Source organism: Pantoea sp. AS-PWVM4, assembly GCF_000468095.1.
Lineage (GTDB): Bacteria > Pseudomonadota > Gammaproteobacteria > Enterobacterales > Enterobacteriaceae > Pantoea > Pantoea phytobeneficialis.
Map to the genome: position 1 here is coordinate 1 of NZ_ASZC01000010.1, position 21329 is coordinate 21329.

Consider the following 21329-nt stretch of genomic DNA (forward strand, 5'->3'; position numbering starts at 1 on the left):
GCGACTCCACACAGCGGGGGTGATTAGCTCAGTTGGTAGAGCATCTCCCTTACAAGGAGGGGGTCGGCGGTTCGAGCCCGTCATCACCCACCACTCTTAAGGTGGCCCGCAGTGAACAAGAGATAAGATATGGGTGATTAGCTCAGTTGGTAGAGCATCTCCCTTACAAGGAGGGGGTCGGCGGTTCGAGCCCGTCATCACCCACCATATCTTAGTCTGATGACAATCTTGTTAAGTAGTACCGAAGTGGGTGATTAGCTCAGTTGGTAGAGCATCTCCCTTACAAGGAGGGGGTCGGCGGTTCGAGCCCGTCATCACCCACCACTTCGGGTCGTTAGCTCAGTCGGTAGAGCAGTTGACTTTTAATCAATTGGTCGCAGGTTCGAATCCTGCACGACCCACCATTATGTAGAAAGGCGCCCTAAAGGCGCCTTTTTGCTATGCGCGTTTTACAGATTCCTTTCACAACCTTAACGCTTTGAACCCTCATGTGATTTTATCCCCTTGCCGATAACGACTGTGAACTATTGCAAGGAGAAAACCATGAGTACCATTTCCAGTGTGTCCAGTAGTACCACCAGTGCCAGCAGTAGCGGCAACACGTCGCAAATCGCCAGCCTGAATAAACAAATTCAGAGCCTGACCAAAGAACTCAAAGATCTGTCCAGTGATGACACCCTCACAGATGAACAAAAATCTGAACAGGAGCAGTTACTGGAGTCGCAGATTCAGATGATTGAAGCGCAGATTGCGCAAATCGAGCAGCAAGCGGCTGAAAAAGCGCAACAACAGCAGGAGCAGCAGCAAAAACAGGAAACCTCCAGCACCACGGCAAAAGCTGATGGTATCAACCGCCCGACGGATACCAATAAGATCAACGTTTACGTTTAAAACGCCGGTTTAAGAGAACGTTGTTGCGTCAGCAGCGCTGCCTGCTGACGCACTTCCTGCCAGATCGCCTCTGCTGCGGGCGTCAACGATCGGTTTCGGCGTTTAATCAGCATCAGGCTACGGTTTATTTCCGGGTAAAGACGTCGCACCGTCAGTTTGCGCCCGGACGGTAAGGGCAACGCCAGCGCCGGAAGAATGCTGATGCCAATCCCTGCTTCAACCATCGGATATAGCGTTGCCGGATGCCCTATCTCCTGCACCACGTTGAGCGAGATCCCCTGCTGGTGTAGCGCGGCGTCAATGAGCAAACGGCTACCCGAAGCGTAGTCCTGAAGCACCATAGTACGCCCATCCAGCATTGACCACTGTGGCTGAAGCGCCTGTGCCAGGACATCATCTTCCCGACACAGCAATAAAAAGGGTTCATCCATAATGGTCTGGTAGTCAAAATCGCTATCACGCAATGGCCCGATGATGATGCCGAAGTCTACCTCCGCGTTACGCACGCTTTGCAGTACCCACTGCTGCGCGCGGTCATGCAAGATCACACGAATATCGGGATAGCGTTGTTGGCTGCTGGCAAGACATTGCGGCATCAGATGCGCAGAAGGCGTCTGGCTGGCCGCCACCCGCACCGTACCGCTACGCTGTTCACCGTAGCTACGGACATCCAGCACCGTGGTGTTAAGTTCTTCCAGCAGATGCTCCAGGCGCGTGGCCAGCTGCTGTCCCGCCCCAGTCAGCAGCACCTCGCGCGTGGTGCGATCCAGCAAACGCACCCCCATTTCCGCTTCCAGTTCTTTAATGCTGTGGCTGACCGCCGACTGGCTCAGACCAATGACCTGCCCGGCCAGGCTGAAGCTGCCGTGTTTTGCCACAGCGACGAAAGTGCGCAACTGGCGCAGCGTGTAATTCATCGATATCACTCATAGATTAATGCAATAAATCAATTTTATTTCTAAACCCGATTGGCGCACAATCAGCAACATCAAATTTTAATTAACCGGATTGTAACAATGGGATTTTTACGCCTCGACCCGATGATGGTCAAACTCATCATCACCGTGCTGCTGGCCAGCTTCTTACCGGCCAAAGGCGGGTTTGTCGACTTCTTTGAATGGCTAACCACCGCTGCCATCGCCCTGCTGTTCTTTATGCACGGTGCCAAGCTGTCACGCGAAAAAATCATCGCCGGTAGCAGCCACTGGCGACTGCATTTATGGATTATGTGCAGCACCTTCGTGCTGTTCCCGATCCTTGGCCTGCTGCTGGTGTGGTGGCATCCGGTTGATGTAGGCGCTGAAATCTATACCGGTTTTCTTTACCTTTGCATTCTGCCTGCAACCGTGCAGTCGGCAATCGCCTTTACCTCTATGGCCGGAGGCAACGTGGCGGCGGCGGTATGTAGCGCTTCAGCATCCAGCTTGCTCGGCGTATTTGTTTCGCCGTTGCTGGTGAATCTGGTGATGAATGTGCACAGCGATGGTCCGAGCAACGGGCTGGAGCAGATTGGCAAAATCATGTTGCAGTTGCTGGTGCCTTTTGTGCTCGGTCATATTTCACGTCGCTGGATTGGCGGCTGGGTGGAGAAGCATCGCAGCCTGATTGGTAAAACCGACCAGACCTCCATTCTGTTGGTGGTTTATTCCGCCTTTAGTGAAGCGGTAGTCAACGGCATCTGGCACCGCGTGGGCGTGGATACGCTGCTGTGGATTCTGGCCGGTAGCCTGCTGCTGCTGGCTGTGGTGTTGTTGATCAACCTTGGCGCATCACGCCTGTTTGGCTTCAAGCGTCCCGATGAAATTACCGTGTTGTTCTGTGGTTCGAAAAAGAGCCTGGCCAACGGCGTGCCGATGGCCAATATCCTGTTCCCGGCCAGCAGCGTGGGGATTATCGTGCTGCCGCTGATGATCTTCCATCAGGTGCAGTTGATGGTGTGTTCTTTCATTGCCCAACGTTATAAAACCAGCAATGCGAAACGGCTGGCGCAGCAGCAACAGGTTGAAGTGCAGAAATCCTGATTCGTAGCCGCGCGATTTATCGCGCGGGTTGTAAAAAAACGGCGCGATAAACCGTGTCGCGTTACATCATGTACGTTTCAGCGGCTTCACCAAACCCTGTAACCCTTCAATCTTAATCGCCAGGGTGAGCTGCATCAGCTCACCCAGTTTACCGGCGGGAAACTCACCGCTGCGGGCAAACCACAGCAGATACTCCTCCGGCAAATCAATCAACACCCTGCCTTTGTATTTACCAAACGGCATTGGCGTGTTGGCAATCTCAATCAGCTGCTGCTTTTCCATATCAGGCTCCGAGCAGGCGAATCATCTCTGCTTCGTCGATCACCGCAATGCCCAGCTCCTGTGCTTTCGCCAGTTTGGAACCGGCGGCTTCACCGGCAATCAGCAAATCGGTTTTCTTTGATACGCTGCCACTGACTTTGGCACCCAGGGCCGTCAGACGCGCTTTGGCATCATCACGGTTCATCTGCGACAGCGAACCGGTTAATACCACGGTTTTACCGGCAAACAGGCTATCGATCTCTGCTGCATTTACCACCTCAACCTGCGGCCAGTGCACACCCATTTCCACGGTCAGTTCGCGAATCACCTCACGGTTGCTCTCTTCATCCATAAAGTTGCGTACATGGCTGGCAACCACTTTGCCGACATCCTGCACCGCTATCAGCGCATCGAGGTCGGCATCCATCACTTTTTCCAGCTCACCAAAATGATTGGCAAGGTTAGCCGCGGTGGCCTCCCCGACTTCACGAATGCCAAGGGCATAGAGGAAACGCGGTAGCGTGGTGAGTTTGGCTTTCTCCAGCGCATCGACCACATTCTGCGCCGATTTCGGCCCCATACGGTCCAGCCCGGTGAGCTTACCGGCGGTCAGGCGAAACAGGTCGGCAGGCGTTTTGACGTACTCCTTTTCCACCAGTTGATCGATGATTTTGTCACCCATCCCCTCGACATCCAGCGCGCGGCGCGACACAAAATGCTTGAGCGCCTCTTTACGTTGCGCACCGCAAATCAGGCCACCGGTACAACGCGTCACCGCTTCGCCTTCCACACGCTCCACATCAGAGCCGCACACCGGGCAGTGGCTGGGGAACACAATCTCACGCGTGTCTTCCGGGCGTTCCGATTCCACAACATTCACCACCTGCGGGATCACATCCCCGGCACGACGAATCACGACTTTGTCACCAATGCGCAGCCCCAGACGGGCAATTTCATCGGCGTTATGCAACGTGGCGTTGCTGACCACTACGCCGGCCACCTGCACCGGCTCCAGACGGGCAACTGGCGTGATGGCACCGGTACGGCCCACCTGGAACTCCACGTCACGCACCACGGTCATCTGCTCCTGCGCCGGGAATTTAAACGCAACAGCCCAACGCGGTGCGCGGGCGACAAAGCCCAGTTGTTCCTGTAATGCCAGCGAATCAACCTTGATCACCACACCATCGATATCGAACCCCAGCGTTGGGCGCGCCTCTTCAACCTCGCGATAAAACGCCAACACTTCATCGGCATTATTGGCCAGACGGATACGGTTGCTGACCGGTAAACCCCAGGCCTTAAATTGTTGCAGACGGCCGAGGTGGCTGGCAGGCATCTCACCGCCCTCCAGCAGGCCAAGGCCGTAGCAGAAGAACGTGAGTGGGCGCTTCGCGGTGATGCGCGGATCGAGCTGACGCAGCGAACCCGCAGCGGCGTTACGTGGGTTGGCGAAAACTTTCCCCCCGGTACGGCGCGCTTCTTCATTCAATTTTTCGAAGCCACTTTCCGTCATAAACACTTCGCCACGTACTTCAACGCGCGCCGGGATATTGTCGCCGAGAAGGCGGAGCGGAATCGCGTGAATGGTGCGTACGTTGGCGGTGATATTTTCTCCGGTGGTGCCGTCGCCGCGCGTGGCAGCGCGCGCCAGCAGGCCATCTTCATACAGCAGGCTCACCGCTAGGCCATCCAGCTTGAGTTCGCAGCAGTACGTCAGGTCATCACTGCTTTTCAGACGATCCTGAACACGTTTGTTAAAGGCGAGGAAACCGGCTTCATCGAAGGTGTTATCCAGCGACAACATAGGGACTTCATGACGCACTTGATCAAACGAAGGTAATGGCGAGCCACCAACACGTTGAGTGGGCGAATCAGAAGTAATAAATTCAGGATGAGCTTCTTCAAGCTCTCGAAGTTCTTCTCTCAGCTTGTCATATTCACTATCCGGGATTACCGGATCATCATCTACGTAATAAAGCTTGTCATGATGTTGAATCAACACCCTTAAATCATAAATTCGTCTTTCAAATGGTGTTTTCATAACTAAGCCCTGCAAGATAAAAAACCCCCGACGGGCGGGGGTTATGTGTATACACTCAATACTTGCACGGGTTATCAGCCGATAACCTCGCGAATACGTGCTTTATAAGTTTCCAGCTTTTGTGGCGTCATCATTCGACGCTCATCATCCAACACGACGCCGCCGACATCATCAGCGATACGCTGTGCGGATTGCAGCATCAGTTTAAAGTTCTGGTTCGCATCGCCGTACGACGGCACCATCATAAAGATGGATACGCCTGGCGTGCTGAAATCACCCATTTCATCCGGATTGAACGAACCGGGTTTTACCATATTCGCCAGGCTGAACAGCACCGGACCGCTGCCGGCCGGACTCAGATGGCGATGGAAAATATTCATTTCGCCAAACTGGAAGCCTGCCTGCAAAATCCCCTGCAACAGCGCTTCACCATTCAGCACGCCGCCAGCATGAGCCGCAACGTGCAGTACCAGCACGGCTTCTTTTTTGCTGCCCGCAGCGGCTGGCTGCGGTTGTTCTTCGTGGGCAACGGGCGTCTCTTCTTCCGGCTCAGGCTGTTGGGCCACGACCGGTGCGGCGCTAACCAGCGGGTCGTTATCCAGCAACGGATCTGCCTGAATCAGTTGCGGCTGTGGTTGCGGTTGCACAACAGGTTTTACCACTGGAGGAACAGGCGGTACGGGTTGCTGGCGCACTTCCGGCTCCGCATCAAACAGCGGATCGCGTGCAACTGAAGGTTCCTGACGCGGTGCAGGCTGACGAACAGGTTCAGGCGCACGCGGCGCACTGACCGGCTTTTCTGAATAGCCGCCCAGCTCAGGTTCATCATGCGTATCGCGACGAACCCGTACTTCGCCGACGCCTTCATCATCGTCGCCCAGCAGATCATCATCCGCTTCTTCGCGTTGTTTCAGACGTTTGTGCGGGCGATCGCGAAACACGGAGGAGCGCTCTTTACGGCTGGTCCACAGTCCGTGAAGTAGCAGCGCTATTATGGCGATCGCGCCAACAACGATTAATATCAGACGCAAATCCTGCATCATTGTATTCTCTGTTGTTCCAATACCTTGCCACCACGGCAAACTTTATCCCCTAACTGTATTTGCCCTGCTACACAAGTGCAAGTCTGTGCAGTATTTTCTGACAAATAAGATAGCTCCCCCACGCTTTTTTGCTGTTTTTTCGTGCAAAGCGACCCTGTTGCCGATAAAAAGCCAGGTTATGATGTTCGCGCCCGTACACATTGGAGAAAGGCTTGTTATGCCCGTTGAGAAATCGGTCTCATCTTTGAATGGTATTCATTACTTCGCCGAGGGATGGAAGCTGGTGCGTCTGCCCGGCATTCGTCGCTATGTTATCATCCCGCTGCTGGTCAATATCCTGCTGTTGGGGGGGGCCTTTATTTGGCTCTTCCACCGCCTCGGCCAGTGGATTCCCCAGCTAATGGCACACATCCCCGATTGGCTGCAATGGTTGAGTTACCTGCTCTGGCCGTTGTCGGTGATTTCGATTGTGCTGGTGTTCAGTTACTTCTTTTCCACCATCGCGAACCTGATTGCGGCCCCCTTTTGCGGACTGCTGGCAGAACAACTGGAAGGACGTCTGACCGGTAAACCCTTGCCCGATAGTGGCTGGGTAGCCATGTTCAAAGACATTCCCCGCATCATGAAGCGTGAAATGCAGAAGCTGGGCTACTATTTGCCCCGCGCGCTTGGGTTATTGCTGCTGTACTTTATTCCGGGTTTCGGGCAAACGGTGGCCCCGGTTTTATGGTTTTTGTTCAGCGCCTGGATGCTCTCAATCCAATATTGCGATTATCCGTTTGATAACCATAAAGTGAGTTTTCAACAGATGCGCCATGCGTTACGTCGCCATAAAAGCGCCAATATGCAATTTGGGGCGCTGGTCAGCCTGTTTACCATGATCCCTATCCTCAATCTGGCCATCATGCCCGTTGCCGTGTGTGGTGCCACCGCCATGTGGGTCGATCGCTATCGCCAGCACAATGGCCGTCATTAAACCATCAAAAAGGCTTATGCTTTTTTGCATGGGGCTTATGGTCAAGGGCTATATAGATATACGATTTCTTTCCTTCCGCACACGGGCAGAAAAGGTATGCTCTGAGGGTTCCCAATATTTCATACAGTTAAGGACGAGCTATGAGTAAGATCTATGAAGACAACTCGCTGACAATTGGTCATACGCCGCTGGTTCGACTGAACCGCATCGGTAACGGCCGCATTCTGGCGAAGGTCGAGTCCCGTAACCCGAGCTTCAGCGTCAAATGCCGTATCGGTGCCAATATGATTTGGGACGCAGAAAAACGCGGTATCCTGAAAAAAGGCGTAGAACTGGTTGAGCCGACCAGCGGCAATACCGGTATTGCCCTGGCTTACGTTGCGGCTGCTCGCGGTTACAAGCTAACGCTGACCATGCCGGAAACCATGTCGATCGAACGTCGTAAACTCCTTAAAGCACTGGGTGCCAACCTGGTGCTGACCGAAGGCGCGAAAGGCATGAAAGGTGCCATCGCCAAAGCTGAAGAAATTGTGGCCAGTGACCCGGACAAATATGTGTTGTTGCAGCAGTTCAGCAATCCGGCAAACCCAGAAATTCACGAAAAAACCACTGGCCCGGAAATCTGGGAAGACACCGACGGCGATGTTGACGTATTCATTGCCGGTGTCGGTACTGGCGGTACGCTGACTGGCGTCAGTCGCTACATCAAAAACACCAAAGGCAAGAAAGACCTGATCACCGTCGCGGTAGAGCCAACCGACTCGCCGGTTATCGCCCAGGCACTCGCAGGCGAAGAGATTAAACCTGGCCCGCACAAAATCCAGGGTATCGGTGCTGGTTTTATCCCGGGCAACCTTGACCTGAAGCTGATTGACCGTGTGGTCGCCATCACCAATGACGAAGCGATCAGCACCGCACGTCTTCTGATGGAAGAGGAAGGCATTCTCGCCGGTATCTCTTCAGGTGCTGCGGTCGCCGCTGCACTTAAGTTGCAGGAAGATGAAGCCTTCGCCAATAAGAACATCGTGGTGATTCTGCCCTCCTCTGGCGAGCGTTATCTCAGTACCGCGCTGTTTGCCGATCTGTTCACTGAAAAAGAGCTGCAACAGTGACCGGTCAAAGTCTGAAATGACGAAAAAAGCACCCAAATGGGTGCTTTTTTGTGGCTCAGATCTCACTTTTACCACCTGGCAGATTGCTTTCAGTGACGTGGGTCTGGTATTTAAGCAACCAATTATTTCGATGCCTGAAATTAATCGGGCTTTGAAGTGGATCAAGCTGAATCGATTTACTGATTTGGCGATACGGCGAATCACGGCATAATGAGCAGATGGAGCGATCATCTCTGCTTTTGATCCTTCCGCTGGATATGACGCTCACATCGCATGCGCATTTTTTTGGTTAGCGTGATGCCATCCAGTGCACCTACACAGGCTAAAGTTACGGCTCCAGGCTAGACTTTAGATCCATAACACCAAACCTGATAAAGTTGGGGAAATAGAATGTTCCAGCAAGAAGTTACCATTACCGCACCTAACGGCCTCCACACTCGTCCTGCAGCTCAGTTCGTTAAAGAAGCCAAGGCTTTCCAGTCAGAAATCACTGTGACCTCGAATGGCAAATCCGCCAGCGCGAAAAGCCTGTTCAAACTGCAGACACTGGGTCTGACTCAGGGTACGGTTGTTACGCTGTCTGCCGAAGGTGAAGATGAGCAGCAAGCGGTTGAACACCTGGTAAAACTGATGGCTGAGCTGGAGTAATCCACTCAGTTTGTGACTAAACCGACTCCTTTGCCCCATTGAGTGCAAACATCTTGATCGCGGACAACTTGTCCGCGTTATTGCTTCCGTAGATTACACGTCCGCGACAATGGCAATGCATTGGGTCAACGAGCCATCGTGATTAAAAGGTAGGGTTATGATTTCAGGCATTTTAGCATCACCGGGTATCGCCTTCGGCAAAGCACTGCTGCTGAAGGAAGATGAGATCGTCATCAACCGTAAAAAAATTTCTGACGATCAGGTTGAGCAGGAAGTACAGCGCTTCCTCGACGGACGCAGCAAGGCTGCTACCCAGCTCGAAGCCATCAAAGTTAAAGCCGGTGAAACCTTCGGTGAAGAGAAAGCGGCGATCTTTGAAGGTCACATCATGCTGCTGGAAGACGAAGAGCTGGAGCAGGAAATCATCGACCTGATCAAAAAAGATCACGCGACTGCTGACGCTGCTGCCCATTCGGTTATTGATGGCCAGGCGAAAGCCCTGGAAGAGCTGGACGATGAATACCTGAAAGAACGCGCCGCTGACGTGCGTGACATCGGTAAACGCCTGCTGCAAAACATCCTCGGCCTGCATATCGTCGATCTCAGCGCTATCGAAGACGAATCCATTCTGGTGGCAAAAGATTTGACGCCGTCAGAAACTGCACAGCTGAACCTGAAAAAGGTGCTGGGCTTTATCACCGATCTCGGTGGCCGTACCTCGCATACCTCCATCATGGCGCGTTCACTTGAACTGCCAGCGATTGTCGGTACCGGTAACGTGACCGCGACTGTTAACAACGGTGATTTCCTGATTCTGGATGGCGTAAACAACAAAGTTTATGTCAACCCGACCCCTGACGTACTGGAAGAGCTGAAAGCCATCCAGACGCAATATCTGTCAGAAAAACATGAACTGGCGAAACTGAAAGATCTGCCGGCAATCACGCTGGATGGCCATCAGGTTGAAGTCTGCGCCAACATCGGTACGGTACGTGACGTCGCCGGTGCCGAGCGTAACGGTGCGGAAGGCGTGGGCCTGTATCGTACTGAGTTCCTGTTTATGGACCGCGATTCACTGCCGACCGAAGAAGAACAGTTCCAGGCCTACAAAGCCGTTGCGGAAGCCATGGGCTCACAAGCGGTTATCGTGCGTACTATGGACATCGGCGGTGACAAAGACCTGCCGTACATGAACCTGCCGAAAGAAGAGAACCCGTTCCTCGGCTGGCGTGCGATTCGTATCGCAATGGACCGCAAAGAGATTCTGCATGCTCAGCTGCGTGCCATTCTGCGTGCCTCGAAGTTCGGCAAACTGCGTATCATGTTCCCGATGATCATTTCTGTGGAAGAAGTTCGCTTCCTGAAAGCTGAACTGGAAACCCTGAAAGCGCAACTGCGTGAAGAAGGCAAACCCTTTGATGAGACCATTGAAGTGGGCATTATGGTGGAAACACCGGCTTCAGCGGTTATTGCTCGTCATCTGGCAAAAGAAGTCGACTTCTTCAGTATTGGGACAAACGACCTGACGCAGTATACTCTGGCGGTCGATCGTGGTAATGATTTGATTTCTCACCTCTATAACCCAATGTCGCCTTCCGTTCTGGGCCTCATCAAGCAAGTGATCGATGCATCACATGCCGAAGGGAAATGGACCGGCATGTGTGGTGAGCTGGCTGGTGATGAACGTGCTACACTACTGTTACTGGGAATGGGGCTGGACGAATTCAGCATGAGTGCCATTTCAATCCCAAGCATCAAGAAAATTATCCGTAATACCAATTTTGAAGATGCGAAGGCATTGGCGGAGCAGGCTCTGGCTCAACCCACAGCGGAAGATTTGATGACGCTGGTTAACAAGTTCATCAAAGAAAAAACACTCTGCTGATACGCGAGACGCTGGCCCCAAATTACTGCTTAGGAGAAGATCATGGGTTTGTTTTCTAAACTTTTTGGCGATAAAACAGAGAGCGCATCAGGGACTATTGAAATTGTAGCGCCTCTGTCAGGCGAAATCGTGAATATTGAAGACGTACCAGATGTGGTATTCGCGGAGAAAATTGTCGGTGACGGTATTGCGATCAAACCGACCGGCAACAAAATGGTTGCCCCGGTTGACGGCACCATCGGTAAAATTTTCGAAACCAACCACGCATTTTCAATCGAGTCTGACAACGGCATCGAGCTGTTTGTCCACTTCGGTATCGACACGGTTGAACTGAAAGGTGAAGGCTTCAAACGTATCGCTGAAGAAGGCCAGAAAGTGAAAAAAGGCGACGTGGTGATCGAGTTTGATCTGCCGCTGCTGGAAGAGAAAGCAAAATCCACGCTGACGCCGGTTGTGATTTCGAACATGGACGAGATCAAAGACCTGATCAAACTCTCTGGTCCGGTCACTGTGGGCGAGACCCCGGTGATTCGTATCAAGAAGTAATTCGCAGTCTGGATAGTAAAACGGCACCCAATGGGTGCCGTTTTTGTTTCCACGATAATCTAGTCCTGCTTCCAGCGTGGTAGCCTGATCGTCAGCTCCAGGCCACCTTCCGGACGATTTACCGCCTGGACTTCGCCATGATGTGCCAGCACTACCTTCCGCACAATCGACAGTCCCAGCCCATAGCCTTTGCCCATCAGCGGCGAATTGACGCGCACAAAGGGGTCAAAAATGCTGGAAAGCTTTTCGTCATCGACTCCCGGTCCCTGATCGCGCACACGAATCGCCAGCCACTGGTTTTCCGCCTGCAAGCGCACCTGAATATGTTGCCCCTTGTGAGAGAAACGCAGCGCGTTGCGCAGCACATTCTCCACACCACGACGTATCAACTCAGCATTGCCATGTACGGTGTAATCCGCATTTTCATCGACCTGAAAATCAACCTTCACCCCCGGAATCTGCGCCTCGTAACGGACGTCCGTCACTATCGCATGCAGCAAACCGGTCAGGTCGAAGTACTGTTCACCCGGCATACTCTCGTGCTCAGCACGCGAGAGCGTCAACAGTTCACCAATCATCTTGTCCAGGCGACGCGCTTCTTCGTCGATACGATTAAGCGAGGATTCGACACTTTCCGGCGTCTGGCGCGCCAGACCGGTGGCCAGCTGAAGACGGGCTAACGGCGAACGCAGCTCATGGGAGATATCATGCAGCAGCTCCTCACGCGCTTTGACCAGCGTATCCAGCCGTTCCACCATCGCATCAAAATCCTGCGCGACGCTGGAAAGCTCGTCATGGCGTTTGCGCATTACCGGATAGAGCCGCACGCTCAAGTCACCACTACTGACGCGGGCAAAGCCCTCACGGAGCTGACGCATCGGACGCGTCAGGTTCCAGGCCAACAACAGGCTAAACAGCAAACCGAGCGCCCCCGCAAAGGTGAACATCGGTTCCGGGATATTCAGGATGCGGCGAGGACCACCCACACCCATTGAACTATCTTCCCGCAGTGCTTTGACGTCGTAACGCAGTTCATACTCTTTAGCATCAGCCCCTTTTACCCAACGTACAATCACATCCGGGAAGGGACCGTGGAACGGCTCGTTAAAGCCTGATGGCGGCAATACTTCCGGTGGCGCATTCACCGTAGCGACGGGTTTGCTGTGCTGGATCACCGAGAAAAACTGGCGATCGTTCGGTTCCCAGTCAGCCATCATGTCGTCGAGTGCACTCGGCCCACCGCGCTCAAGCACTGAGACGGCGGAAGCCATCTGTAAATTCACAATACGACGGATCGCCACGATTTCTGGCGGTTCATGGCGGTTACCGGAAAGCGAAAAACCGAGCCACAGCAGCTGACTGATAATCACAAATACAATCCAGAAGCCCAGCAGGATCTTCCAGAACATGCGGCCACGGTAGCTGTGCTTCATCGAATGCGATAACCAATACTGCGCACAGTTTCGATATTGACGTTGTCAGCAGTTAACGCTGCCAGTTTCTGGCGAATATTGCTGATATGCACATCGACGCTGCGATCGTAGGCTTCACGCGGACGCCCCAGCCCTTTTTCCGACAGTTCATCTTTCGATACCACACGATCGGGGGCGCGCATCAGCAGGTCGAGCAAGTTAAATTCCGAAGCGGTGAGATCAAACGCCTTACCCTGCCATTCGGTGATACGGGTGGCAGGATTGAGGCTTAAATCCCCCCAACGCAGTATCTCTTTTTTGTCCGGCAGCGGGGCCTGATCTTCAAAACGACGCAGCACAGCACGCAGGCGCGCGACCAGTTCACGGGGATAGCAAGGTTTTGGGACATAATCGTCAGCGCCCATTTCAAGACCGATGACGCGATCGATGTTGTCACCTTTGGCGGTCAGCATGATCACTGGCAGACGGCTGTTCTGGCGTACCTGACGCAGCACATCAATTCCACTCATATCCGGCAGCATGATATCGAGGATCATGGCGGTGTAATTGCCTGAAAGCGCACCTTCAACCCCGGCACTTCCGGTTAAAACCAGTTGTGCATCAAAGCCTTCAGCAATCAGGTATTGGCTCAGCATAGTACCAAGCTCTAAATCGTCATCAACAAGCAGAATTTTCATCTTTATCTCTCGTACAAAATTGCCGCTATTTTGTCCTGAGTTCGTCCTGAGCGCAGCCGGTTTTACTCGATCCTTACAGTGACGATACTCCGTAGCGACGCGATTTATCGCGCGAATTTAAAACACAGGAAAACAGCGCGATAAATCGCGCCGTTACGCATTTTTACAAGAGGATAGTTTAGTGGAAAACACCGGTGGAGAGATAACGGTCGCCGCGATCGCAAATAATCGCCACCACCACACTGCCTGGTTGCGCTGCGGCAACACGTAATGCGCCTGCCACCGCCCCACCGGAGCTGACACCGCAGAAGATGCCTTCGCGTCGCGCCAGCGCACGCATGGTTTCTTCGGCTTCCTGCTGAGACATATCCATCACCTCATCCACCAATTCCGGACGGAAAATCCCCGGCAGATAGGCACTCGGCCAGCGGCGGATACCGGGAATGCTGCTACCTTCCTGCGGTTGTAAGCCAATGATTTTCACCGCAGGAGCAAACTCACGCAGGTAACGTCCCACGCCGGTAATGGTACCGGTGGTGCCCATGCTGGAGACAAAATGCGTCATACGTTGCTGACTCTGCTGCCAGATTTCCGGGCCGGTGGTCAGGTAGTGGCCGAGTGGGTTATCCGGGTTGTTGAACTGATCCAGTACCCTCCCCTCTCCACGCGCCGCCATCTCCTGCGCCAAATCGCGTGCCCCTTCCATGCCCTGCTCACGCGTTACCAGCACCAGTTCAGCCCCGTAGGCAAGCATCGCATCCTGGCGTTCCTGGCTCATGTTATCTGGCATCAGCAAACGCAGACGATAGCCTTTCATCGCCGCAATCATCGCCAGCGCGATGCCGGTGTTGCCACTGGTGGCTTCAATCAACGTATCGCCCGGTTTAATCTCGCCACGCAATTCCGCCTGGTGAATCATCGACCAGGCCGCGCGATCTTTTACCGATCCCGCCGGATTGTTACCTTCCAGTTTTAACCAGATTTCGCTGCCGTTGTCAGGCGTCAGGCGCTGCAACTTAATCAACGGCGTGTTGCCGATGGTATTTTCCAGTGTGGTCACGGTCAGATTCCCGGCGTAGAAAGAGGGGCAAAGAAATCGGGCGGGAAAATCCCGCCCGAAGGAGTGTCAAAAATATCAGGCGCTCTCGGCAAAGGCAACCGCGCGCAGCGGCGTTGTTCCCTGGTAAAGTCGTGCCTGTTGCAGGCCAACAAACAGGCGTTCACCGCGAATCGGTGCGGTTTGCTCGCCATCAAACACCAGGGTGAAGGGTTCGCTTTGCCAGCCACTGGGCTGCACCACCAACTGCCAGAAGTGACCACGCGGGCTGACTTCCAGCACCTGCACCGGCAACGGGGTTTCCAGGCTGCTCTGGCGCGAGACATCAATCTCCCACGGACGCAGGAACAACTCGACCTTGCCCTGGTGGGCAGGCGTGTAGCCCAGCGGCCAGCGATGCGCGGCGACATGGAACTGCGAGCCGTGCACTTCACCGTCGAAGCGATTTACTTCACCGAGGAACTCCAGCACGAAGCGGGTGGCAGGATCGCGCCACACGTCATCCGGTGTCCCCACCTGTTCAATGTTACCCTGACTCATCACCACCACCCGGTCAGCGACTTCCATCGCCTCTTCCTGGTCATGGGTGACGAATACACTGGTGAATTTTAACTCTTCATGCAACTGACGCAGCCAGCGGCGCAGTTCTTTACGCACCTGTGCATCCAGCGCGCCGAAGGGTTCATCCAGCAGCAAAATCTGCGGTTCCACTGCCAGCGCACGCGCCAGCGCAACACGCTGTTTCTGGCCGCCCGACAGTTGTGCCGGGAAACGGTTAGCAAGGTGTGCCAGTTGCACCATCTCCAACAAGCGGGTCACCCGTTGTTTGATTTCGGCGCTGGAAGGACGCTCACGACGCGGCAACACCGTCAGACCAAAGGCGATGTTGTCGAACACCGTCATATGGCGGAACAGCGCATAATGCTGGAAGACAAAACCGACCTGACGATCGCGAGCATGAATGCGGCTGACGTCTTTGCCATGAAAATAGATCTGCCCGCTGTTCTGATGCTCCAGTCCGGCGATAATCCGCAGCAGCGTGGTTTTACCGGAACCGGATGGCCCCAGCAGCGCCACCATCTGGCCGGAAGGAATATCCAGAGAGATATCGTTCAGCACCGGGGTACGGCCAAACGCTTTGTTAATTTGTTTAATCTCAATGCTCATGATTTTCCTCCTGTTGGCGTTTCTGCTGATGCTCTAAACGCCACTGCAGCACGCTTTTCAGAAACAGTGTCACTATCGCCATCAGGGTCAGCAGCGCGGCGGCGGTAAACGCGCCGACGGTGTTGTAATCCTGATGCAGTAATTCAACCTGAAGCGGCAACGTATAGGTTTCGCCGCGAATCGATCCCGACACCACCGAGACCGCACCAAATTCGCCGATGGTACGCGCGTTGGTCAGTACCACGCCGTACAGCAGCGCCCAGCGGATGTTGGGCAACGTTACGCGGCGAAACATCTGCCAGCCGGATGCGCCAAGCAACACCGCCGCCTCGTCTTCATTGCTGCCCTGGCTCAGCATCACCGGCACCAGCTCACGCACCACAAACGGACAGGTGACGAAAACGGTCGCCAGCACCATACCGGGCCAGGCAAACATAATCTGGATATTGTGCGCATCCAGCCAGCCACCAGCCGGACCGTTAATGCCCCAGAACAACAGATACATCAAGCCTGCCACCACCGGTGACACGGCAAACGGGATATCAAACAACGTGAGCAACAGCTGGCGACCAGGAAAGTTAAAACGCGTCACCAGCCACGCCAGCAGCGTACCGAACACCAGGTTTACCGGCACGGTAATCAACGCCACCATCACCGTCAGCCAGATGGCATGCAGCATGTCGCCATCTTTCAGATTGCTGATGACGCCGCCCAGCCCCTGGCCCAATGCCTCCCAAAAGATGGAGATCATCGGCACCACCAACAACAGCAGCGAAACCAGCGCGCCAATGCCAATCAGCAGCCATTTGCCCCAGTTAATCGGTGAACGGTCAACACGATTGATTTGCGAAATCTCTGCCATCAGTGGCCTCCTAAACGACGGCCAAAGCGGCTTTGCAGGGTATTAATGGCGAACAGCAGCAGCAGCGATGCGGCAAGGATCACCGAGGCAATCGCACTGGCGGCCGGGTAATCAAACTCCTGCAAACGCACGAAAATCATCAGCGAGGTGACTTCGGTCTTCCACGCGATGTTACCGGCGATAAAGATCACCGCGCCAAACTCGCCGAGGCTGCGGGTAAAAGACAACGCGGTCCCGGCCAGCAACGCCGGTGCGACTTCCGGCAGCACCACGCGACGGAAGCTCTGCCACGGTGTGGCCCCGAGCGTTTCTGCCGCTTCTTCATATTCCGGGCCTAACTCTTCCAGCACCGGCTGCACGGTACGCACCACAAACGGAATGCTGGTGAAGGCCATCGCCACTGCGATACCAAGCCAGGTGTAAGAAACTTTGATGTCAAACTGCGCCAGCCATTGCCCATACCAGCCGTTGACCGAAAACAACCCGGCCAGCGTCAGACCGGCGACAGCGGTAGGCAGCGCAAACGGTAAATCCATCAGGCCATCAAGCAACGTGCGGCCAGGGAAGCGATAACGGGTCAGGATCCACGCCATCAACATGCCAAACACCGCATTGAAGATGGAGGCAACACCGGCAGACAACAGCGTCACCTTGTAAGCCGCCACCAGTTGCGGACTGGTGATCACTTCCCAATACTGCGCCAGCGTCATCTTTGACAACTGCATCAGCAGCGCGCTGATCGGCAGCAGCAGGATCAGGCAGGTAAACAGCAGGCTGGTGCCCAGGCTGAGACCGAATCCGGGCAGCACCCGTTTTTGCGTTGAGGCAAACATCAACCGCGCCCCGCTGCCAGCAGTTTGTCCAGCTCAGCGCCAGACGCGAAATGGGTTTTCATCACGTTATCCCAGCCGCCGAACGCCTCGTCTACGTTGAATAACGCCGTCTGCGGGAAGCGATTTTTCTGCTCCGCCATCAGCTGCGGGTTGTTTACGCGATAGTAGAAGCTGGTGATAATTTTCTGTGCTTCCGGGCTATAGAGAAAATTCAGGTAGGCTTTCGCTGCATCGGCGGTGCCATTGTGCTCAACATTTTTGTCCACCCAGGCCACCGGGAACTCGGCGAGGATGTTGGTTTTGGGCACAATCACTTCATAACCGTCTTTGGCGTACTGGTTACGGATGTTGTTCACTTCAGATTCAAAGCTAATCAACACATCTCCCAGACCACGCTCGGCGAAGGTGGTGGTCGCACCGCGACCGCCGGTATCAAACACTTCGACGTTCTTCAGGAATTTAGTCATAAAGGCTGCGGTTTTGGCCTGATCTTTACCATCAGCCTGATCCGCCGCGCCCCACGCTGCCAGATAGGTATAACGGCCATTACCGGAGGTTTTGGGATTGGGGAACACCAGCTTCACATCATCGCGCGCCAGGTCAGCCCAGTCGTGAATGTTCTTTGGATTGCCCTTGCGCACCAGAAACGCCATGGTGGAATAGAACGGTGAGCTGTTATTCGGCAGACGAGTTTTCCAGTCCGCGGGGATCAGATTGCCTTTATCATGCAGCACCTGCACGTCCGTCACCTGATTGTAAGTCACCACATCTGCACGCAATCCTTGCAGGATCGCCAGCGCCTGTTTTGAAGAACCGGCATGAGATTGTTTAATGGTCAGCTTGTCACCCGGATGGCTGGCATCCCACTGCTGCTCAAACGGCGCATTCAGCGCAACAAACAACTCGCGCGAGACGTCATAAGAGCTGTTGAGCAGTTCTGTCGCCTGCACAGCACCCGCCATTGCCAGCGAAAGCGCGATACCGCCAACCAACTTTTTCAAAACGGGAAGTGTCATGCTGCACCCAGAGATATGGAGTTACGGCTGATGCCATTAGATGTTGTCAGTGTATTTATAACTCAGGGGAAACCAGTAACGGTTTTATATATCGTTTGCTGATTTCAAAGTCTAAAAAGGCATAAGACGGCGGGGAAGAATATGCGGCTGGCGGGATTGGGCACGGACGGCAGCGTGGCCGTCCGTAGCAGAGTTACAGCGCCTGCAATGCGTCGAGGGACGGTGCAAAATAGTAGCTGCCGGTCACTGGTTTGGTGAAACGCAGCATGGCGTCCATTTTGCCGTCGCGCTCGCCAAACATACTCAGCAGCTGCTGTTCGATGTTATACAGACGATTGCAGTAGGCGATAAAAAACAGGCCGTGGGTGCCGCTGGCGGTGCCGTAAGGCAGGCTCTGACGCAAAATCTTCAGCCCTTTTCCCTCTTCTTTGAGATCGACACGGCTGAGATGCGACGTCGCCGGGCGCGCCTCACCCGGTATCTCTTCATTTTCCACTTTGGTACGCCCAAACACCGCTTCCTGCTTCTCAACCGCCATGCGGTTCCACAGCTTCAGGTTATGTTCCCAACGCTGAGTGAAGACGTAACTGCCCCCAGCATCCGGGCCATCGGCGATAATCGCCACCTGCTGACGCTGTTCGCCCTGGGGGTTCTCGGTGCCATCGATGAAGCCTGAGAGATCGCGCTCCTCCACCCAGCGGAAGCCGTGCGTCTCTTCTTCAACGCTAACGGCGTCAGCAAAAGCCACCAGGGCCGCCTGGGCCAGGGAGAAGTTAACGTCATGGCGTAGCGACTGAATATGGATCAGCAAATCATGCTGGGTTGCGGGCGCAATGCCCTTACCCAGTTCGCGAAAGGCTTTCAGCTCCGGCGCGCTATCCGTCCCGTGCAAATCGCGCCACAGCGTGTCGCCAAAGGCGATAACCGCGCCCAGACCCGCATCGGTGAATTGTTGTTGCAGTGATTCGAGGTGTTGCAGAAAGGTTTTGCTGCCCAGACGCAGCGCATCGAGATCGCCCGTGACACGAGCTTCCAGCCAAATGGCGAAACGGCGGTGTTCCAGCAGGATCCCGCTCTGAAATTGAGACATCGACATGCTCTCCGGCGATGGGGGTTAAACGACGTTTTTTTCGCCCGTATCATACCGGAAAGCGGCGGTGATAGCCCGTATCACCGCACTTTTTTCAGGGTTACCGTTGCCAGACGATCTGACTGATTTTCCAGTTTTTCAGAGTATCGTCTGACGGCATCAGACCTTCAGGCCCGTGCCATTCACCGCTGTAGATGTAAGCGATGTGCTGGCTGTTGGGTGCCCGGCACTCAACATCACGGCTATCCAGGCCCGGCACCATTTTGCAGTTATCGAAAGCTTTGCTGAATTTCGCGCTGAACAGGTCACCGATTTTGCTGCCATCGGCACTTTTTGCGTTGCTATCCACGACTTCGATACGCTCCACGCTGCTTTGGCCGTGAATCACCATTTTGACCTTGCCATCATCCAACGCCTGCCAGAACTCCACCACCTGGCCGTTCTGGGTGCGCATGCCCTGGCGCAATTTGTAATCCCCATCCAGGGCTTTATCGATGGCAGTTTGCGTCATCGCGGTGCTGCTGGAAAGGCCTGCTACCCCCTGCTCCGTCACGGTAAGCGAACCACCAAACCAGTTCAGCGGATTCAGCGCTGACCAATGATAACTGAGCGGGTTGTACCAGTGGCTTTCATCAGCCTGGGAAGAGGAACCCGAACTGGCACATCCTGCCAGCACCAGAGCCGTCGCCAGCAGCGCGGGACGAACAACATTCATGAAAACTCCTTGATCTTCTTTGCCGGTTGGCGTGCCTGTTGGAGTCGCAAAGCGACAAAAAGTTTATTCGTGATGCTGATGTTCGGGCAAAAAACAGTCACGCAGGCGGCGATGGGTTTGCAGCCAATATAACGCCAGCAGGTCAAACAACGTCAGCAACAGCGGAAATGGCGAGTCAGGCATCTCGCCCTGCCACAGATTAACCCCCTGCCACAGCAGGTTAATCAGTAGCGACAGACTCAACACCCAGCGCCAGCTTTGCCACACCCGAGGCCAACGCTGGCGATAACCGGTGAGTAATAAACCGATGGCCGACGGAACACCCAGCGCCAGACCGAGCCAGAAACTTTGCCGGTCCGGATAAAACAGCGCCAACAGGTCATTGCCCTGCTGACGTGAAGCGCCAGCCATCACCAGCAGCAGCCAGGTGCGCGCCTGCAATAACAGGATCAACCAGAAAAGAAACGGCAGCCGTAGCTGCCCTTTCGCATCATATTCTTCGGGTGGATATTTCAGCGTGACCACTTAATACTCGCGATCTTCAATCAACCGTTTACCAAACAGCAGCGAGTCCACCGGTTCGTAATCGAGCTTTTCATAGAACGCCACCACCTGATCGTTCTCTTCACGTACCATCAGATGAATTTTCGGGCAGCCACGCGCAATCAGTTTCTTTTCCAGACGGTTCATCAGCGCATTGGCAAAGCCGCGTCCCTGATAATCCGGGTGGACCGCCAGATAGTATGCGGCACCACGATGACCATCGTAGCCGCCCATCAGCGTCCCCACCACCTCGCCACCAACTTCGGCTATCAGGAAGAGATCCGGGTCATGGTTCATTTTGCGTTCGATGTCCAACTCCGGGTCATTCCACGGGCGCAACAGATCGCAACGCTCCCAGAGCGTGATCACTTCTTCAAAATCTTCCTGGCGGAAAGAACGGATTTCCATCGGCGTTACCCTACAGTTGGCCACAATTCGCTGATTATCACGCATTCTTTGCCGGGTGCAAACCTTGCACCGCTCAGTGGCGGAAAAAAGCGGCAAATTTT

The 21329-nt window shown here is 54.3% G+C and carries 22 protein-coding genes and 4 tRNA genes; 11 read left to right on the forward strand and 15 right to left on the reverse strand.

The genetic code is table 11. From position 1 onward, the window contains the following. Window positions 1-17: 17 nt before the first annotated feature. The 5 genes from L579_RS10660 (at window position 18) to L579_RS10680 (ending at window position 891) form a co-directional block, all read left to right on the forward strand. A tRNA-Val gene (locus tag L579_RS10660) sits at window positions 18-93 on the forward strand. 38 nt (window positions 94-131) lie between these two features. Next, window positions 132-207: transfer RNA gene (locus tag L579_RS10665), tRNA-Val, on the forward strand. Window positions 208-248: 41 nt separating this feature from the next. Then, window positions 249-324: transfer RNA gene (locus L579_RS10670), tRNA-Val, on the forward strand. A 4-nt stretch (window positions 325-328) separates the two neighbouring features. Next, window positions 329-404: transfer RNA gene (locus tag L579_RS10675), tRNA-Lys, on the forward strand. Between the two features lie 139 nt (window positions 405-543). Beyond that, window positions 544-891, forward strand: coding sequence for a FlxA-like family protein (locus L579_RS10680; protein WP_021184256.1), 348 nt, complete (start codon window positions 544-546; stop codon window positions 889-891). Here the strand turns inward: L579_RS10680 and L579_RS10685 are convergent. Further along, window positions 888-1808, reverse strand: coding sequence for a LysR family transcriptional regulator (locus L579_RS10685; RefSeq protein WP_021184257.1), 921 nt, complete (start codon window positions 1806-1808; stop codon window positions 888-890). The genes L579_RS10680 and L579_RS10685 overlap by 4 nt on opposite strands. A 99-nt stretch (window positions 1809-1907) precedes the next feature. On the opposite strand from L579_RS10685, the gene L579_RS10690 reads away from it, so the two are divergent. Next, window positions 1908-2912 carry a bile acid:sodium symporter family protein gene (locus L579_RS10690; RefSeq protein ID WP_021184258.1) on the forward strand — a complete coding sequence of 335 codons (1005 nt, stop codon included), beginning with the start codon at window positions 1908-1910 and terminating at the stop codon, window positions 2910-2912. A 66-nt stretch (window positions 2913-2978) separates the two neighbouring features. Here L579_RS10690 and L579_RS10695 read toward each other — a convergent pair whose 3' ends face one another. From L579_RS10695 to zipA, 3 genes are all read right to left on the reverse strand, one after another. Beyond that, on the reverse strand, window positions 2979-3194 hold the full coding sequence (locus L579_RS10695) for a DUF3820 family protein (protein WP_021184259.1): 216 nt from the start codon (window positions 3192-3194) through the stop codon (window positions 2979-2981). Window position 3195: 1 nt separating this feature from the next. Then, window positions 3196-5217, reverse strand: coding sequence for an NAD-dependent DNA ligase LigA (gene ligA, locus L579_RS10700; RefSeq protein ID WP_021184260.1), 2022 nt, complete (start codon window positions 5215-5217; stop codon window positions 3196-3198). Between the two features lie 74 nt (window positions 5218-5291). Continuing rightward, window positions 5292-6260, reverse strand: a complete 969-nt coding sequence (gene zipA, locus L579_RS10705; protein WP_021184261.1) for a cell division protein ZipA — start codon at window positions 6258-6260, stop codon at window positions 5292-5294. A gap of 217 nt (window positions 6261-6477) precedes the next feature. Here zipA and cysZ point away from each other — a divergent pair, with 217 nt between their 5' ends. The 5 genes from cysZ to crr all read left to right on the forward strand — a co-directional run bounded on the left by cysZ (window position 6478) and on the right by crr (window position 11427). Beyond that, on the forward strand, window positions 6478-7236 hold the full coding sequence (gene cysZ / locus L579_RS10710) for a sulfate transporter CysZ (RefSeq protein WP_021184262.1): 759 nt from the start codon (window positions 6478-6480) through the stop codon (window positions 7234-7236). 140 nt (window positions 7237-7376) lie between these two features. Continuing rightward, window positions 7377-8348, forward strand: coding sequence for a cysteine synthase A (gene cysK / locus L579_RS10715; protein WP_021184263.1), 972 nt, complete (start codon window positions 7377-7379; stop codon window positions 8346-8348). Window positions 8349-8738: 390 nt separating this feature from the next. Further along, entirely contained in the window at window positions 8739-8996 is a 258-nt protein-coding gene (ptsH, locus tag L579_RS10720) for a phosphocarrier protein Hpr (RefSeq protein ID WP_007889063.1), read from the forward strand. A gap of 157 nt (window positions 8997-9153) precedes the next feature. After that, window positions 9154-10881: a phosphoenolpyruvate-protein phosphotransferase PtsI gene (gene ptsI / locus L579_RS10725; protein ID WP_021184264.1), complete on the forward strand. Its 1728-nt coding sequence runs from the start codon at window positions 9154-9156 to the stop codon at window positions 10879-10881. 42 nt (window positions 10882-10923) lie between these two features. Then, window positions 10924-11427 carry a PTS glucose transporter subunit IIA gene (gene crr / locus L579_RS10730; protein ID WP_013509993.1) on the forward strand — a complete coding sequence of 168 codons (504 nt, stop codon included), beginning with the start codon at window positions 10924-10926 and terminating at the stop codon, window positions 11425-11427. 59 nt (window positions 11428-11486) lie between these two features. On the opposite strand, the gene L579_RS10735 is transcribed toward crr, so the two are convergent. The 11 genes from L579_RS10735 to L579_RS10785 form a co-directional block, all read right to left on the reverse strand. After that, window positions 11487-12860, reverse strand: coding sequence for an ATP-binding protein (locus L579_RS10735; protein WP_021184265.1), 1374 nt, complete (start codon window positions 12858-12860; stop codon window positions 11487-11489). Then, window positions 12857-13537: a response regulator transcription factor gene (locus tag L579_RS10740; RefSeq protein ID WP_021184266.1), complete on the reverse strand. Its 681-nt coding sequence runs from the start codon at window positions 13535-13537 to the stop codon at window positions 12857-12859. Before L579_RS10740 ends, L579_RS10735 begins: the two co-directional genes overlap by 4 nt. A 178-nt stretch (window positions 13538-13715) precedes the next feature. Further along, window positions 13716-14597 (reverse strand): cysteine synthase CysM, encoded by an 882-nt coding sequence (gene cysM, locus L579_RS10745; RefSeq protein ID WP_021184267.1) that lies wholly within the window; start codon window positions 14595-14597, stop codon window positions 13716-13718. A 75-nt stretch (window positions 14598-14672) separates the two neighbouring features. Then, a complete protein-coding gene (gene cysA, locus L579_RS10750) occupies window positions 14673-15761 on the reverse strand; it encodes a sulfate/thiosulfate ABC transporter ATP-binding protein CysA (protein WP_021184268.1) in 1089 nt (362 codons plus the stop codon). After that, window positions 15751-16623 (reverse strand): sulfate/thiosulfate ABC transporter permease CysW, encoded by an 873-nt coding sequence (gene cysW, locus L579_RS10755; protein ID WP_021184269.1) that lies wholly within the window; start codon window positions 16621-16623, stop codon window positions 15751-15753. The genes cysA and cysW overlap by 11 nt, the downstream gene beginning before the upstream one ends. Then, complete coding sequence (gene cysT / locus L579_RS10760) at window positions 16623-17456, reverse strand: sulfate/thiosulfate ABC transporter permease CysT (protein ID WP_021184270.1); 834 nt, start codon at window positions 17454-17456, stop codon at window positions 16623-16625. Before cysT ends, cysW begins: the two co-directional genes overlap by 1 nt. Next, the gene (locus tag L579_RS10765) at window positions 17456-18472 is read right to left on the reverse strand and encodes a sulfate ABC transporter substrate-binding protein (protein ID WP_036626405.1); all 1017 of its coding nucleotides are present in this window, start codon (window positions 18470-18472) and stop codon (window positions 17456-17458) included. Before L579_RS10765 ends, cysT begins: the two co-directional genes overlap by 1 nt. 193 nt (window positions 18473-18665) lie before the next feature. Next, on the reverse strand, window positions 18666-19562 hold the full coding sequence (locus L579_RS10770) for a Dyp-type peroxidase (RefSeq protein WP_021184272.1): 897 nt from the start codon (window positions 19560-19562) through the stop codon (window positions 18666-18668). Between the two features lie 100 nt (window positions 19563-19662). Next, window positions 19663-20277: an RpoE-regulated lipoprotein gene (locus L579_RS10775; RefSeq protein WP_021184273.1), complete on the reverse strand. Its 615-nt coding sequence runs from the start codon at window positions 20275-20277 to the stop codon at window positions 19663-19665. A gap of 63 nt (window positions 20278-20340) precedes the next feature. After that, window positions 20341-20802 carry a DUF2919 domain-containing protein gene (locus tag L579_RS10780; protein WP_021184274.1) on the reverse strand — a complete coding sequence of 154 codons (462 nt, stop codon included), beginning with the start codon at window positions 20800-20802 and terminating at the stop codon, window positions 20341-20343. Continuing rightward, window positions 20803-21228 (reverse strand): GNAT family acetyltransferase, encoded by a 426-nt coding sequence (locus tag L579_RS10785; protein ID WP_021184275.1) that lies wholly within the window; start codon window positions 21226-21228, stop codon window positions 20803-20805. It abuts the gene before it with no gap. Window positions 21229-21329: the final 101 nt, after the last annotated feature.